Annotated in this window: 18 protein-coding genes; 16 read left to right on the top strand and 2 right to left on the bottom strand. The window is 57.9% G+C overall.

Features of this window, described 5'->3' with window-relative positions; genetic code table 11:
• Positions 1-45: 45 nt before the first annotated feature.
• A complete protein-coding gene (locus tag PMI34_RS06810) occupies positions 46-1,374 on the bottom strand; it encodes an OprD family porin (protein WP_008052462.1) in 1,329 nt (442 codons plus the stop codon).
• Positions 1,375-2,286: 912 nt separating this feature from the next.
• Between PMI34_RS06810 and PMI34_RS0127450 the strand changes: the two genes are divergently transcribed.
• Together PMI34_RS0127450 and PMI34_RS06815 are read left to right on the top strand one after the other, a co-directional pair.
• Positions 2,287-2,712: an HIT domain-containing protein gene (locus PMI34_RS0127450; protein WP_032829813.1), complete on the top strand. Its 426-nt coding sequence runs from the start codon at positions 2,287-2,289 to the stop codon at positions 2,710-2,712.
• A gap of 3 nt (positions 2,713-2,715) precedes the next feature.
• Entirely contained in the window at positions 2,716-2,922 is a 207-nt protein-coding gene (locus tag PMI34_RS06815; protein WP_008052459.1) for a SlyX family protein, read from the top strand.
• Positions 2,923-2,994: 72 nt separating this feature from the next.
• Here PMI34_RS06815 and PMI34_RS29550 read toward each other — a convergent pair whose 3' ends face one another.
• Positions 2,995-3,597, bottom strand: a complete 603-nt coding sequence (locus PMI34_RS29550; RefSeq protein WP_008052457.1) for a cold-shock protein — start codon at positions 3,595-3,597, stop codon at positions 2,995-2,997.
• Between the two features lie 598 nt (positions 3,598-4,195).
• Between PMI34_RS29550 and PMI34_RS06825 the strand changes: the two genes are divergently transcribed.
• The 14 genes from PMI34_RS06825 to PMI34_RS28390 all read left to right on the top strand — a co-directional run.
• Entirely contained in the window at positions 4,196-4,531 is a 336-nt protein-coding gene (locus tag PMI34_RS06825) for a ribbon-helix-helix domain-containing protein (RefSeq protein WP_008052454.1), read from the top strand.
• 136 nt (positions 4,532-4,667) lie between these two features.
• Positions 4,668-4,889: an FmdB family zinc ribbon protein gene (locus PMI34_RS0127445; RefSeq protein ID WP_032829812.1), complete on the top strand. Its 222-nt coding sequence runs from the start codon at positions 4,668-4,670 to the stop codon at positions 4,887-4,889.
• Positions 4,890-5,009: 120 nt separating this feature from the next.
• Complete coding sequence (gene aspS, locus PMI34_RS06830; RefSeq protein WP_008052453.1) at positions 5,010-6,785, top strand: aspartate--tRNA ligase; 1,776 nt, start codon at positions 5,010-5,012, stop codon at positions 6,783-6,785.
• Positions 6,786-6,913: 128 nt separating this feature from the next.
• A complete protein-coding gene (locus tag PMI34_RS06835) occupies positions 6,914-7,660 on the top strand; it encodes a YebC/PmpR family DNA-binding transcriptional regulator (RefSeq protein ID WP_008052451.1) in 747 nt (248 codons plus the stop codon).
• 159 nt (positions 7,661-7,819) lie between these two features.
• Positions 7,820-8,344 (top strand): crossover junction endodeoxyribonuclease RuvC, encoded by a 525-nt coding sequence (ruvC, locus tag PMI34_RS06840; protein ID WP_008015799.1) that lies wholly within the window; start codon positions 7,820-7,822, stop codon positions 8,342-8,344.
• A 113-nt stretch (positions 8,345-8,457) separates the two neighbouring features.
• Positions 8,458-9,066 (top strand): Holliday junction branch migration protein RuvA, encoded by a 609-nt coding sequence (ruvA, locus tag PMI34_RS06845; RefSeq protein ID WP_008052450.1) that lies wholly within the window; start codon positions 8,458-8,460, stop codon positions 9,064-9,066.
• Positions 9,067-10,128, top strand: coding sequence for a Holliday junction branch migration DNA helicase RuvB (gene ruvB, locus PMI34_RS06850; protein WP_008015800.1), 1,062 nt, complete (start codon positions 9,067-9,069; stop codon positions 10,126-10,128).
• A gap of 127 nt (positions 10,129-10,255) precedes the next feature.
• A complete protein-coding gene (ybgC, locus tag PMI34_RS06855) occupies positions 10,256-10,723 on the top strand; it encodes a tol-pal system-associated acyl-CoA thioesterase (protein WP_008052449.1) in 468 nt (155 codons plus the stop codon).
• Complete coding sequence (gene tolQ / locus PMI34_RS06860; protein ID WP_008052448.1) at positions 10,713-11,408, top strand: protein TolQ; 696 nt, start codon at positions 10,713-10,715, stop codon at positions 11,406-11,408. The genes ybgC and tolQ overlap by 11 nt, the downstream gene beginning before the upstream one ends.
• Positions 11,409-11,431: 23 nt before the next feature.
• On the top strand, positions 11,432-11,884 hold the full coding sequence (gene tolR / locus PMI34_RS06865; RefSeq protein WP_162130368.1) for a protein TolR: 453 nt from the start codon (positions 11,432-11,434) through the stop codon (positions 11,882-11,884).
• Positions 11,884-12,963, top strand: a complete 1,080-nt coding sequence (gene tolA / locus PMI34_RS06870; RefSeq protein WP_008052446.1) for a cell envelope integrity protein TolA — start codon at positions 11,884-11,886, stop codon at positions 12,961-12,963. The genes tolR and tolA overlap by 1 nt, the downstream gene beginning before the upstream one ends.
• A 17-nt stretch (positions 12,964-12,980) precedes the next feature.
• Entirely contained in the window at positions 12,981-14,261 is a 1,281-nt protein-coding gene (gene tolB / locus PMI34_RS06875; RefSeq protein ID WP_167362903.1) for a Tol-Pal system beta propeller repeat protein TolB, read from the top strand.
• A 52-nt stretch (positions 14,262-14,313) separates the two neighbouring features.
• Positions 14,314-14,811, top strand: coding sequence for a peptidoglycan-associated lipoprotein Pal (gene pal / locus PMI34_RS06880; RefSeq protein ID WP_003178634.1), 498 nt, complete (start codon positions 14,314-14,316; stop codon positions 14,809-14,811).
• Between the two features lie 6 nt (positions 14,812-14,817).
• A partial coding sequence (locus PMI34_RS28390) for a YbgF trimerization domain-containing protein (RefSeq protein WP_274517716.1) occupies positions 14,818-15,246 on the top strand: 429 nt, incomplete at its 3' end.

The following is a 15,246-nucleotide window of genomic DNA, read 5'->3' as shown; positions in this document are numbered from 1 at the left end:
CGAAGATGGGCCTTTTGTTTGTTACCGCAAACTAACTGGATGCGATTACAAAACCGACAGCGGGTAGTCGACGATGAAACGGAACTCTTTCACGTCGCCTTCACCTTCGTCAGCGTTAGCGAAGTGCCATGCTTGACGAATACGGAAGGACAGGTCTTTTGCCGGGCCAGTCTGAACAACGTACTTGGCTTCGAAGTTGGTCTCGTTGTGCTTGCCGTCTGCACCATACAGGCCTTCGTAAGCGCTGCCTGCTGGAGTGTTGGTGCCGTCGATGTCCCAGCCTTTAACGTAACGGGTCATGAAGCTCAGACCTGGAACGCCATACTCAGCCATTTTCAGGTCGTAACGAACCTGGGCAGACTTCTCGCCTGGGGCGTTGAAGTCAGAGTACTGGATGGAGTTGGCGAGGAAGATCGAGTCGCCGCCGCGGTTGTTTTTGCCCACGCCGATGTAGTCGAACGGAGTGTCACCGTTAACCTTCTGGAAGGCGAGGGTGATGGTGTGTGCTTTCATGAACGAGAAAGCGGCTGCCAGGGAGTAAGCGGTGTTGCTGATCTCGCCCGCTTTGGCGTCACCGGTATCTTTGGTGTTGTAGATGTTACCGTCCAGGTTCAGCGACTCGTCGCCACCCAGCGGAATGGTGTAGTTCAGGTTGGCGTAGTACTGGTTCCAGATGTCTTCCAGCTTGGCGCCGTACAGCGATGCCGACAGGTTGTCGGTGATGCCGTATTTGCCACCGAAGTAGTCGATGGAGTTGGCTTCTACGCCAGCGTAGGTTGCAAACAGGCCGCCATCACGAGCGTTGCGGTCCTGGCTGGTCGCCGAGTAGAAGTGACCGGCTTCGAGGTCAAGGTCTTTGACTTCGCTGCTCTGCAGCTGGATGCCGCTGGCAGTTTGAGGAAGGATACGGGAGCCGCCAACTGCGAACACCGGAGCGGTGCTTGGCTGCATGTCGCCGACTTTCAGCTCGGTTTTGGATACGCGGAATTTAACAGCGCCACCGGCTTTGCCTTGGCTGTCGTTGACTTCGCCATCGGCGTCGCGGCTCATGTTGCCGGTGCCGCCGGTGCCATCACCGCCGTCCAGTTTGATTGCCAGGTAACCGAAAGCGTCAACGCCAACACCGATCAAACCTTGGGTATAGCCGGAGCTGAAATTGCCCCAGATACCTTGGGTCCAGTCTTTCTGGTCGCGAGCGCCATCTTTGTTATCACGGTTGAAGTAGTAGTTGCGAACCAGCAAGTTCAGCGTGCTGTCTTCAACAATACCTTTGGCTTCAGCCTGGTCACTTACGAAAGGGGCGGCCGTAGCCAATTGGGTACTGGCTGCTGCTGCAACTGCCAGTGCGATCATGCTCCACTTCATCACGCGCATCGTGATTTGCTCCTTTGGTTTTAGAAGAGTACTGCCGTCCCACCTGTTTTATTATCTGGGCGGCTCTTTCTTTTTGTGTCGGCGCAAACTTATATCACGCCGACAATGTTGGCGATACTTGCGCATCTAACCTTTCGCCTTCTTTACGACCCTGTCGCAAACAGCAAGGTAGATGTCGCAAATTTCCAGCTCCGACGCAACCCGGCGGACAACTTTAATGCTGTTTTTTGCGCCTTGTCGTCGGTAAAAAGAGTCCTGGTGAAACGTTTGAATCTCCATCGGGCTACCTTGCCACTGTTTTTTTTGCCTGAGGATCCCCGCTTCCAGCGGGTGCCACATCGGGCGATGTTGAGTATGAATGCAACAAGCGTGCACAAATTCGTGTTTTGTTACGCTTTTTTTCTAATTGATTGCCAGGTGCTGTAAAAACCTCATAAAACCGGGGGGGGCAAGCGCTTTTGGTTTGGACTTGACGCCTTGCCTGGCATCATGTTGCGCCCTTCTCATCGACAGCCTGGCAACCAGAAATGTTACCGGTTCACCCCACCACTGGGTAAATGGCGGATGTCGAAGCGTTCAGCGTAGACCCACTGTGCGGTTTTGGTGCAAAAAATTTTTAACCCTGTGTTGAATACATCTCTGTCGGCCGCTTGCCTGAAGCGAACTTTTCCTTGTTGATCAGTCATTTCGGCGTTTTTTGCCTGCTACTCGGTTCTGTAATGGTGCGCGGCTGCGATAATTGTCCCATCCGGGGGCGGCTGTCAGCTTTTCGCTGGCGCTCCAGGCCTCGATGCAAGGTTCGCCGTGAAGCGTACGCCGTTCGAAGGTATGCTGCCGTCCGGTCGCTTGGTGCGCTGTTCCGTCTGGATGGGCGCTAAGCTGAAAAATGATGGCCCGGCGGGAGTACGCGCAGTGTTCGCTTTAGATTCAAGACTTCAACAAGACACGTTACCGATCGGGGACTTTCCGCTCTGCCGGTTGCTGCTGTCCAACGATTCGAACTATCCATGGTTCATCCTGGTACCTCGTCGCGAGGCTATCAGCGAGATATTTCAGTTGGATGTCGCAGACCAGCAACAGCTTTGGCAGGAAACCACTGCGCTGTCACAAGTGCTCAAGGACGCGTTCGATGCGGACAAGTTGAATGTGGCGGCGCTGGGTAATGTCGTCAGTCAGTTGCACATGCATGTGATTGTGCGCAAGCGCGAAGATGCCGCCTGGCCAGCGCCGGTTTGGGGTAAGCATCCGGCAAAACCCTACGGTTCGGAGCAGATCGCCGCGATTCGCGAACGTTTGCGCTTGATTTTGACCGATGATTTTACGTTTCTGGAGGGCTGAACCATGAGCCTGGAAGAACGCGTTACCGAGCTTGAAAGCCGTCTGGCGTTTCAGGATGACACCATCCAGGCATTGAACGATGTGCTGGTGGCGCAGCAGCGGGTGGTCGAGCGTCTGCAACTGCAAATGGCCGCGCTGCTCAAGCGGCAGGAGGAAATGGTCGGGCAGTTCGAGTCATTCGAAGAAGAGGCGCCGCCGCCGCACTATTGAGCGCGTCGCTGGCATGAAAAAAACCGCGGACAGCCTGGGCTGTGCGCGGTTTTTTTTGGGAGGGGCCTTGAATCAGCGGCGCGGCAGTGCGGCGATCACATCTTCGGCTTGCAGGCCCTTGTCACGATTCATGACGGAGAACTCCACGCGCTGGCCTTCGACCAGGACACGGTGGCCTTCACCGCGAATGGCCCGGAAGTGGACGAAGATATCGTCGCCGGAGTCGCGGGAGATGAAACCGAAGCCTTTGGATGTGTTGAACCACTTGACGGTGCCAGTATCGCGGTTGCTCATGTCGTAGCTTGGCGAGGCGGCGGCTGGTGATGACTTGTAGAAGCTGATGCCCAGGTGCAGGGCAACGGCGATCAGGGCTGCGACCAGGCTGAACAGTACGGCGGGTTGACCGGCGATGACGGGCATTGGTGCGATCAGCGTCAGGGTTTGCAGGACCACGCTCAGAACCAGCAGGGCGCTGACCAGGTTTTGCAGTTGGTGGCGCGGGCCTTTGTTCCAGTAAGGGATGACAGGTGCAAGTGTGAGGTTGAGCAGGCCGAAAAAGGCCAGGTACAGTGCGTCGGGTTGTTGCAGGTAAGGTAAGGCCTCGGATTGCAGGCTAGGGATGAAGGACAGCAGCAAGGCCGCTGCGCCTATCAACAGATGGACGATTTTCAACATTTTGATTAACTCACGTTAAGGCAGCTCACAAGGAAGAGCTGATGGCGCACGGTTCGCTTCAAGATAATAAAGAGGCGTTGGACACGTACCCGGTATCAGCCTATGCGCCATGCCCGGAAAAATAGGCATTGGCGACACACCGTCTATTTAACAGCAAAGCCGCAGGCTACTCAAATCAGGGCGTCCGGCGGCTCTTTTGGGGGGCAAATTGCCGCAGGTCGCCCCCAAGTTACGGGGTTGCGGTACCTGACTGCGGCCGACTTGCTGATCCGGCGTATGCAGGCGCATGAAAAAAACGGCGTGGATGCTCCGCGCTCTGCTGGACCAGTAACGCACTCGTGCGCGGATGACACCTTGAAGTGTTGTTCGCGCTCTTCTTTCCTACACCATTCCGTACGGTGTTTCTGAAGGGGGCATCGCTTCTCTGCGTGGGAAAGTGTCCGGGGTAGGACGTTCTCCAGGGTCTGCCAAAAGTTGTTGGCTTATCCTACGTCGAGGGTCATAAAGTCGGCTGGAAAATACCTTTGCACCTGCGTTTTTATAAGGCGACAAGCAGTTGCGCTTAAAGAAACCAGGATGACAAAGGAGTGTCAGCGTTATGGTTTATGAAAGGCTGGAAGAGCGGCGATACGGTTCGCACATGGATGTAAGGGTTGATCCGTTTGTTCGCGAGTTCGATATGGGGCTGGCCCAACCCTTGTCACGCTCCGTGCGATTGAATGGCTTCGCCACTTGTTTGCGGCTTGAGCAGGTTTATTGGGATATTTTGGCGCAGATGGCCCGGGTCAATGGTTGCTCTGTCAATAACCTGTTGTCCCATGTGGACCGCGAAGTTCACTTGCGCCATGGCGGGGTAAGGAACTTCAGTGGATTGGTGCGGGTTGTCTGCGTCGTGCACAGCCTCAAGGAGGGGGGTTGCATCGCCACGGCCTAGCCGGGGCGGCGAAAGCAGCAGAGTGTCGGTCTGTGCAGTCTTACGGCTGCACAGGCCGCATTTAATGGATATAATCCCGCTCTTTGCCGCAAAACCCTGCGTGTGCGGTAGCAATCTGATCGCCGAGACAACCTCCATGCCGATGTACGATTATCAATGTGCTTCCTGTGGTCATCAGTTGGAAGCCATTCAAAAGATCAGCGATGCACCGCTGGTCGACTGCCCTGCCTGTCAGGCGCCAGAGCTTAAGAAGTTGCTGTCCATGCCGGGCTTCCGCCTCAGCGGCACGGGTTGGTACGAAACCGATTTCAAGACCGGTTCCAAGAAGAACCTGGCCGGCGGCGACAAAGCTGACTAAGGTCTGGAACCTGAGTTGAACGACACGCGAGCTCTTGCATCACCCGGCGACTTTTTTAAAGGCGGGGCTGCTGTAGGATCTCCAACCGAATTTCGAATTACGAGAAGTGAAACCACGACCATGATGCGCAGCCATTATTGCGGCCAACTGAACGAAAGCCTGGACGGCCAGGAAATTACCCTTTGCGGATGGGTCCACCGTCGCCGTGACCACGGTGGGGTGATTTTCCTCGATATCCGTGATCGTGATGGTCTGGCCCAGGTCGTGTTCGATCCGGACCGCGCTGAAACCTTCGCCGCTGCCGATCGCGTGCGCAGCGAGTACGTCGTGAAGATCACCGGCAAGGTTCGCCTGCGTCCGGCCGGTGCGACCAACGCCAACATGGCGTCGGGCATGATCGAAGTCCTGGGCTACGAGCTGGAAGTGCTGAACGAATCGGAAACTCCGCCGTTCCCGTTGAACGAGTTCTCCGACGTCGGCGAAGAAACCCGCCTGCGCTATCGCTTCCTCGACTTGCGTCGCCCGGAAATGGCCGAGAAGCTGCGTCTGCGTTCGCGCATGACCACCAGCATCCGTCGCTTCCTGGACGAGAACGGCTTCCTTGACGTCGAGACGCCGATCCTGACCCGCGCCACCCCGGAAGGCGCGCGCGATTACCTGGTGCCGAGCCGTACTCATGCCGGTTCGTTCTTCGCCTTGCCGCAATCGCCGCAGCTGTTCAAACAACTGCTGATGGTGGCCGGCTTCGATCGTTACTACCAGATCGCCAAGTGCTTCCGTGACGAAGACCTGCGCGCCGACCGCCAGCCGGAATTCACCCAGATCGACATCGAGACCAGCTTCCTCGATGAAAAAGCGATCATGGGCCTGACCGAGCAAATGATCCGCAACCTGTTCAAGGAAGTGCTGGGCCTGGAATTCGGCGAGTTCCCGCACATGACCTTCGAAGAAGCCATGCGCCGCTACGGTTCCGACAAGCCAGACCTGCGTAACCCGCTGGAACTGGTTGACGTGGCCGACCAGCTCAAGGAAGTCGACTTCAAGGTATTCAGCGGCCCGGCCAACGACCCGAAATGCCGTATCGCCGCCCTGCGCGTGCCTGGCGGCGCGAGCATGCCGCGCAAGCAGATCGACGACTACACCAAGTTCGTCGGCATCTACGGTGCCAAGGGCCTGGCGTACATCAAGGTCAACGAGCGCGCCAATGGCGTTGACGGTCTGCAATCGCCGATCGTGAAGAACATCCCTGAAGCCAACCTCAACGTGATCCTGGATCGTGTTGGTGCAGTTGACGGCGATATCGTGTTCTTCGGCGCCGACAAGGCCAAGATCGTCAGCGAAGCGTTGGGCGCATTGCGCATCAAGCTCGGTCACGACCTGAGCCTGCTGACCTGCGAATGGGCTCCGATGTGGGTCGTTGACTTCCCGATGTTCGAAGAGAACGACGACGGCAGCTTCAGCGCCTTGCACCACCCGTTCACCGCGCCGAAGTGCTCCCCGGCGGAGCTGGAAGCCAACCCGGCCGGCGCTCTGTCCCGTGCCTACGACATGGTGTTGAACGGTACCGAGCTGGGTGGCGGTTCGATCCGTATCCACCGCAAAGAGATGCAGCAAGCGGTCTTCCGCCTGTTGGGCATCAACGAAGCGGAGCAGGAAGAGAAATTCGGCTTCCTGCTCGACGCCCTGAAATACGGCGCGCCGCCGCACGGTGGCCTGGCCTTCGGTCTGGACCGTCTGGTGATGCTGATGACCGGCGCCCAGTCGATCCGTGAAGTGATCGCCTTCCCGAAAACCCAGAGCGCGGCGGATGTCATGACTCAGGCACCGGGCCAGGTGGATGCCAAGGCATTGCGCGAACTGCACATTCGTCTGCGCGAAACGCCTAAGGCCGAGTAAGGTTGACCTGAAGGGCGCATCTGTGGATGCGCCCTTTCTTTATAGATAGAGCTGTTCAAGATTTTTGTTTGCCGGCCGGCGCAATACAGTGCGGCGGGCAATGTTTCAAAGAGAATTCGGAGCGAGTTATGGCTGGTCATTCCAAGTGGGCGAACATCAAGCACCGCAAAGAACGTCAGGATGCCAAGAGGGGCAAGATCTTCACCAAGTGGATTCGTGAGCTGACCGTCGCTGCCCGTCAGGGTGGGGGTGATCCAGGCTCCAATCCGCGTCTGCGCCTGGCCCTGGACAAGGCTTTGGGTGCGAACATGAGCCGCGACATCATCGATCGTGCCGTCGCCCGCGGTACCGGCGCTGCCGACACCGACGACGTGGTCGAGCTGACCTACGAAGGTTACGGTCCGGGCGGCGTGGCGGTGATGGTCGAATGCATGACCGACAACCGTAATCGCACCGCAGCCGCTGTTCGTCATGCGTTCAGCAAATGCGGCGGCAACCTGGGGACTGACGGTTCTGTGGCCTATCTGTTCGAACGCAAGGGGCAGATCTCCTTCGCTGCCGGCGTTGACGAAGACGCACTGATGGAAGCCGCCATGGAAGCCGACGCCGATGACGTGGTGACCAACGAAGACGGTTCGATCGACGTGTTCACCTCTTTTTCCGGGTTCTATTCGGTGCGTAACGCACTGGAAGCGGCGGGCTTCAAGGGTGACGACGCGGAAATCGTCATGTTGCCGACCACCAGCGCCGAGCTCGATCTGGAAGGTGCCGAGAAAGTCCTCAAGCTGATCGACATGCTCGAAGACCTGGATGATGTGCAAAACGTCTACTCCAATGCGGACATCCCGGAGTCGGTGGCTGCACAGCTCGGCTAAAGGGCAACAATGTCCCATGTGGGAGCGGGCTTGCTCGCGAACGCGGATTTGCAGGCAACGTTGTTGCTGAATATGAAACCGCTTTCGCGAGCAAGCCCGCTCCCACATTTGTTATTCGTTGTATTGAATTTTCGTGCTCTTACTTAACCCGCAGGCGTTATGACTTTAATTCTTGGTATCGACCCTGGTTCGCGCATCACCGGTTACGGTGTGGTTCGTGATACCGGCCGTGGCTGTGAGTACGTCGCCTCCGGTTGTATCCGCACCGGTGCCGGCGAGCTGCATGAGCGACTGCAGATTGTCTATCGCGGGGTACGGGAGATCATTCAGACGTACCATCCGGTGACCATGGGGATCGAAAAGGTGTTCATGGCCCGTAATGCCGATTCCGCCCTGAAACTGGGGCAGGCACGAGGCGCAGCGATCGTGGCTGGGGCCGAGGAAAGCCTGGAAATTGCCGAATACACCGCAACCCAGGTCAAGCAGGCGGTCGTCGGTACCGGTGCGGCCAACAAGGAGCAGGTGCAAATGATGGTCATGCACATGCTCAAGCTCACCAGCAAGCCGCAGATCGATGCCTCGGACGCCCTGGCCATTGCCATTTGCCACGCTCACACCCGTTCCAGCCTGTTGCCCCATGGGCTGGGAGCTGCACGCAGTCGTGGCGGGCGCCTGCGTCTCTGATAGCATCAGCAATCATTTTCATGGAGTGAGTGCGTTCCGCCTGTGTTGTCGGCGGTATTGCTCGCTCTATCAGTCGCTGGCCAAGAGCTGGCCAACGCTCAAGGATTTGTAACGTGATTGGACGTTTGCGCGGCACCCTGGCTGAGAAGCAGCCTCCCCATCTGATTCTGGATGTAAATGGCCTGGGCTATGAACTTGAAGTGCCCATGACGACCCTTTACCGCTTGCCGTCGGTCGGTGAGCCGCTAACCTTGCATACCCATTTGGTCGTGCGCGAAGACGCACAGTTACTCTATGGTTTTGTCGGCAAGCGTGAGCGCGACTTTTTTCGCGAATTGATCCGCCTCAACGGCGTCGGGCCGAAACTGGCCCTGGCCTTGATGTCGAGCCTGGAAGTCGACGAGCTGGTTCGCTGCGTACAGTCCCAGGACACTTCGGCGCTGACCAAGGTCCCGGGCGTCGGCAAGAAGACCGCCGAACGCTTGCTGGTGGAGCTCAAGGATCGCTTCAAGGCCTGGGAAACCGTACCGGCCATGTTCGCCCTGGTGCCGAACCAGCCGGATGGACCGGCTCCGGTGAACACTGCCGAGACTGACGCCGTCAGCGCCTTGATTTCCCTGGGCTACAAGCCCCAGGAAGCAAGCAAGGCGGTGTCTGCGATCAAAGAGAAAGATTTGAGCAGTGAAGACATGATCCGCCGCGCCTTGAAGGGAATGATCTAAGTGATTGAAGCTGATCGTCTGATCGCTGCCACGCACAGCCCGCGTGAGCGCGAAGAAGTCCAGGACCGCGCCATTCGCCCGGTCAGCCTGGCCGAATACATTGGCCAGCCGACCGTTCGCGAACAGATGGAGTTGTTCATTCAGGCCGCTCGCGGTCGAAATGAATCCCTGGATCACACGCTGATCTTCGGGCCGCCCGGCTTGGGCAAGACCACTCTCGCCAACATCATCGCCCAGGAAATGGGCGTGTCGATAAAGAGCACCTCGGGGCCGGTGCTGGAGCGCCCAGGCGACCTGGCCGCGCTGTTGACCAACCTTGAGCCTCACGATGTGCTGTTTATCGACGAAATCCATCGCCTGTCGCCCATCGTTGAAGAGGTGCTGTACCCGGCCATGGAGGATTTCCAGCTCGATATCATGATCGGCGAAGGCCCGGCCGCACGTTCGATCAAGCTGGATCTGCCGCCGTTCACCCTGGTCGGCGCAACGACGCGGGCGGGGATGCTCACCAACCCGTTGCGTGACCGTTTCGGCATCGTTCAGCGTCTTGAGTTCTACAATAACGCCGACTTGTCGACGATCGTCAGTCGTTCGGCGAGCATCCTCGGTTTGCCGCTGGACCCGGAAGGCGCCTTCGAAATCGCCCGCCGTGCCCGTGGTACGCCGCGGATCGCCAACAGGCTGCTGCGCCGGGTGCGCGACTTTGCCGAAGTTCGCGCCAAGGGGCATATCACCAAGCCGATTGCCGACCTGGCGTTGAACCTGCTGGATGTCGACGAACGTGGCTTCGATCACCAGGACCGGCGTCTGTTGTTGACCATGATCGAGAAGTTCGACGGCGGGCCGGTCGGGGTCGACAGTCTGGCCGCCGCCATCAGCGAAGAGCGTCACACCATCGAAGACGTGCTCGAGCCTTACCTGATCCAGCAGGGTTACATCATGCGCACGCCTCGGGGGCGGGTGGTGACGCGGCATGCCTACCTGCATTTCGGTTTAAACATTCCGTCACGATTGGGCGAAATGCCCGTGGTAGACGAGTTTCTCGATGCCGCTGACGATTAATTAACATTGCGTGCTGATTTTTTCGGGCAATGTAGGGTCCCAGGACCGTACTTTCACGTGAAAGCCGCAGAACAATGAAAAACAGTTGCCATGCCGGATTGGCAACCTGAGGAGTAAGCACTAGAGTATGCGCGCGCAAAACGGGCTTGAGCCTTTCGCACATCGCTGTCGCGTTTATTACGAGGACACCGATGCGGGGGGCATCGTGTATTACGTTAATTACCTCAAGTTTATGGAACGGGCTCGAACCGAGCGGCTACGAGATCTGGGCTTTGCCCAATCCACGCTTGCCGGTGAGGACCTGTTGTTCGTCGTGCATTCCAGCGAAGCGCGCTACCACGCGCCGGCGCGACTGGATGACGAACTGCTGGTAAGCGCCGAGGTAATCGAATTGAACCGTGCCAGCCTGCGCTTCAAACAGCAGGTCAGGCGGGCAACGGATAATGTGCTGCTCTGCGAAGGGCAGTTTCTGGTGGCCTGTGTGCGCACTGAAAGTTTGAAACCCCGGGCCATTCCCGAAGCTCTACGAGCGGCCTTTGCCGACGTGAGCGGCGCGGGTACACACTCAAAGCAGGAGATAAAGCGTGGAAGCTAACGTCGTCGACCATTCCTCCATGTGGAGCCTGGTCAGCAATGCCAGTATCGTGGTGCAACTGGTAATGCTGACCCTGGTAGCCGCATCGGTGACCTCGTGGATCATGATCTTTCAGCGCAGTAATCTGCTGCGCGCCGGTCGACGTGCCCTGGAGAGCTTTGAAGAGCGCTTCTGGTCGGGTATCGACCTGTCCAAGCTGTACCGTCAGGCCGGCAGCAACCCGGACCCTGATTCGGGCGTCGAGCAAATCTTCCGTGCCGGTTTCAAGGAGTTCTCCCGTCTGCGCCAGCAGTCAGGCGTTGATCCGGAAGCGGTGATGGAAGGCGTGGCCCGTGCCATGCGCGTCGCCATTTCCCGCGAAGAAGAAAAGCTCGAGCAGAGCCTGCCTTTCCTGGCCACCGTTGGTTCCGTCAGCCCGTACATCGGTCTGTTCGGTACCGTCTGGGGGATCATGAACTCCTTCCGTGGCCTGGCCACCGCCCAGCAAGCGACCCTGGCCACAGTGGCCCCGGGTATCGCCGAAGCGTTGATCGCCACGGCCATCGGTCTGTTCGCCGCGATCCCTGCCGTGATCGCTTACAACCGTTTTGCCGCTCGCAGCGAAACGCTGATCAGCCGTTACTACACCTTCGCCGATGAGTTCCAGGCGATCCTGCACCGCAAAGTGCACACCAGCGAAGAATAAGCAGGTAATTACCAATGGCTTTAATCGCTCGAGCGCGAAACAAGCGCAAGCCGGTTGCCGAGATGAACGTGGTGCCTTACATCGACGTGATGCTGGTACTGCTGGTCATTTTCATGGTGACCGCGCCGATGCTCAATCAGGGCGTGAAAGTTGACCTGCCCAAGGTTTCCAGTGAAGCCTTGCCGCAGGACAACAACACCCAGGTCCTGACCATTTCGATCAAGTCCGACAAGACCTACTACTGGAACCTTGGCAGCGAAGTCGACACCGAAAAACAGCAGGATCGAGCCATGACCCTGCCGCAGATGACTGACGCGGTGACCAAGATCATTCGCGTCGGCAACGAAGGCGGCAAGCGTACCCAGGTCTTCATTCGCGGCGACAAGTCCGTCGATTACGGCTCCGTCATGGGCGCGATGGGCGGGTTGCAGAAAGCCGGGGTCGGTAATGTTGGCTTGATTACCGAGGCGCCCTGATGCAGCAACAGCGAGAGCCGTCCGCCTCGGAAAGCTACTTCTGGCCTAGTGTCTGGGCGATTGGCTTGCACGTGCTGGTGTTCGGCATGCTGTTCGTCAGTTTTGCCTTCACACCGGAATTGCCGCCGGCCAAGCCGATTGTCCAGGCGACCTTGTACCAGCTGAAATCGAAAAGTCGGGCGACCACCCAGACCAATCAGAAGATTGCCGGTGAAGCGCAGAAATCGGCTGCGCGTCAGACCGAAGTCGAGCAGATGGAACAGAAAAAGGTCGAGCAGGAAGCGGTGAAGGCTGCGGAACAAAAGAAAGAAGAGGCGGCTCAAAAGGCCGAAGAAGCCAAGAAGGCCGACGAGGCGAAGAAAGCGGACGAGGCGAAAAAGGCTGATGAAGCCAAGAAAGCCGACGAAGCGAAGAAAACCGCGGAAGCCAAGAAGGCAGAAGAGAAACAATTGGCTGATATAGCCAAGAAGAAAGCCGAAGAAGAAGCCAAGAAAGCCGCGGAAGAAGAGGCCAAGAAAGCGGCCGCTGAAGAAGCCAAGAAAAAGATCGTCGAAGACGCGAAGAAGAAAGCCGCGGAAGACGCCAAGAAGAAAGCTGAAGCTGAAGAGGCGAAGAAGAAAGTCGCCGAGGAAGCGAAGAAGAAAGCTGCCGCCGATGCTGCGAAGAAGAAATCGCAGGATGCGGCGCGTAAATCCGCCGAAGACAAAAAGGCCCAGGCCCTGGCAGATTTGCTTTCCGACACGCCGCAGCGTCAGCAGGCCTTGGCCGATGAGCAGGGCGACGAAGTCGCCGGCAGTTTCGATGACCTGATTCGTGCGCGTGCAGCGGAAGGCTGGGCTCGTCCACCTTCGGCACGCAAAGGCATGACGGTCGTGTTGCAAATCGGCATGTTGCCGGACGGTACGGTGACTTCGGTCAGCGTGTCCAGGTCCAGTGGCGACGGTCCGTTTGACGCATCGGCTGTTGCAGCGGTGAAGAATATTGGACGTTTGACAGAAATGCAGGGAATGAAGCCGAGTGATTTCGCTCCGTATCGTTCATTCAAGATGACATTCACACCTGAGGATCTAGCCTTGTGAGAAACCTTCTACGAGGAATGCTGGTCGTTATCTGCTGCATGGCAGGGATGGCGATGGCAGATGAGAAAAACATTCTGGTTACCAGCGGCAGCGATCGGGCGACCCCGATCGCCGTCGTACCGTTCGGCTTCCAGGGCGGTAGCGTGCTGCCGGACGACATGGCGGAAATCATCGGTAACGACCTGCGCAACTCGGGTTACTACTCGCCGCTTCCAAAGCAGAACATGATCAGCCAGCCGAGCCAGGCCAGCGAAATCATCTTCCGTGACTTCAAGGCGCTGGGTGCCCAGTACGTCATGGTCGGCAGCATTGTGCCGGCGGGCGGTCGCCTGCAGGTGCAATACGCACTGTTCAACGTGGCAACGGAGCAGCAAGTGCTGACCGGCAGCGTGTCGGGCGGCGTCGATCAGTTGCGCGACATGGCGCACTACATCTCCGACCAGTCGTTCGAAAAACTCACGGGTATCAAGGGTGCCTTCTCGACTCGCCTGCTGTACGTAACGGCCGAGCGTTTCTCCGAGAACAACACTCGCTACACCCTGCAACGTTCGGACTACGACGGTGCTCGCGCCGTGACCCTGCTGCAGTCGCGCGAGCCGATCCTGTCGCCGCGTTTCGCACCGGATGGCAAGCGTATCGCTTATGTCTCCTTCGAGCAGAAGCGTCCACGCATCTTCATGCAGAACATCGACACCGGTCGCCGTGAGCAGATCACCAACTTCGAAGGCCTGAACGGTGCGCCAGCCTGGTCGCCGGATGGCAATCGCCTGGCGTTCGTACTGTCCAAAGACGGCAACCCGGACATCTATGTGATGAACCTGGGTTCGCGTCAGATCAGCCGCGTCACCAACGGTCCAGGCATCAACACCGAACCGTTCTGGGGCAAGGATGGCTCGACCATCTACTTCACGTCCGACCGTGGCGGCAAACCGCAGATCTACAAGACCAGTGCCGGTGGTGGCGGTGCCGAACGCGTGACTTTCGTCGGTAACTACAACGCCAACCCTAAACTGTCGGCTGATGAAAAGACGCTTGTCATGATTCACCGTCAGGATGGCTTCACCAATTTCAAGGTGGCGGCCCAGGATTTGCAGCGCGGTAGTGTAAAAATCCTCACTGATAGCACTCTGGACGAGTCGCCTACTGTCGCGCCCAACGGCACCATGGTAATCTACGCCACCCGCCAGCAGGGCCGGGGAGTCTTGATGCTCGTGTCCATCAATGGACGCGTAAGGCTCCCGCTTCCTACCGCACAAGGCGAAGTCAGAGAACCTTCCTGGTCCCCTTACCTGAACTGACGCGGCGCTATACGTTTTACTTAACACACTGGGGTTCATTAGGAGTTTCACGATGGAAATGCTGAAGTTTGGTAAATTTGCTGCGCTGGCACTGGCCATGGCTGTAGCTGTAGGTTGCTCGTCCAAAGGCGGCGACAATGCCGGTGAAGGCGCGGTAGATCCAAACGCTGGTTACGGCGCAAACACTGGTGCAGTTGACGGCTCCCTGAGCGAAGAAGCTGCACTGCGCGCTATCACCACTTTCTACTTCGAATACGACAGCTCGGACCTGAAGCCAGAAGCCATGCGCGCTCTGGACGTTCACGCCAAAGACCTGAAAGCAAACGGCGCTCGCGTTGTTCTGGAAGGCAACACCGACGAACGTGGTACTCGTGAGTACAACATGGCACTGGGCGAGCGTCGTGCGAAAGCCGTTCAGCGCTACCTGGTACTGCAAGGTGTTTCCCCAGCTCAGCTGGAACTGGTTTCCTACGGCGAAGAGCGTCCAGTTGCTACCGGCAACGACGAGCAGTCCTGGGCTCAAAACCGTCGCGTCGAACTGCGTAAGTAATTCGTCATGCGAACGTGCCGTCGTGCTGTAACTGTCCTGGCTCTCAGCCTCGCGCCGCTTGCGGTGTGGGCTGCGGTTCCTGTGGTCGATAATGACTCCGGCTATAACAATAGCGGGAGCAGTTATCCGCCTGCAGGTTACGGTACGAACGGCGCCTATGCCGGGGGAGGGGTTTCGGCCCCTGTCTCGGCACAGGGCGAGCTGTTCAACCAACTGCAATCAATGCAGCAACAGATCGAGCGCCAGCAAGGTGCGATTGAAGTTCTGCAAAATGATGTAGCGCGCATGAAGCAGGAAAACCTGGAGCGATACCAGGATCTTGATCGGCGCATTGGAACCGGCGTTGCACCAGCCGCAACTCCTGAAAATTCTTCCACCGGTGGTGATTCGAGTGCCGCTGGTGCAGCCGCAGGTGCGGCAGCTGGCGCAGCCGCC

This window comes from Pseudomonas sp. GM74 (assembly GCF_000282455.1).
Classification (GTDB): domain Bacteria; phylum Pseudomonadota; class Gammaproteobacteria; order Pseudomonadales; family Pseudomonadaceae; genus Aquipseudomonas.
The sequence above is the reverse complement of the archived record's forward strand: the minus strand, read 5'-3'. Positions and strand labels throughout refer to the sequence as shown.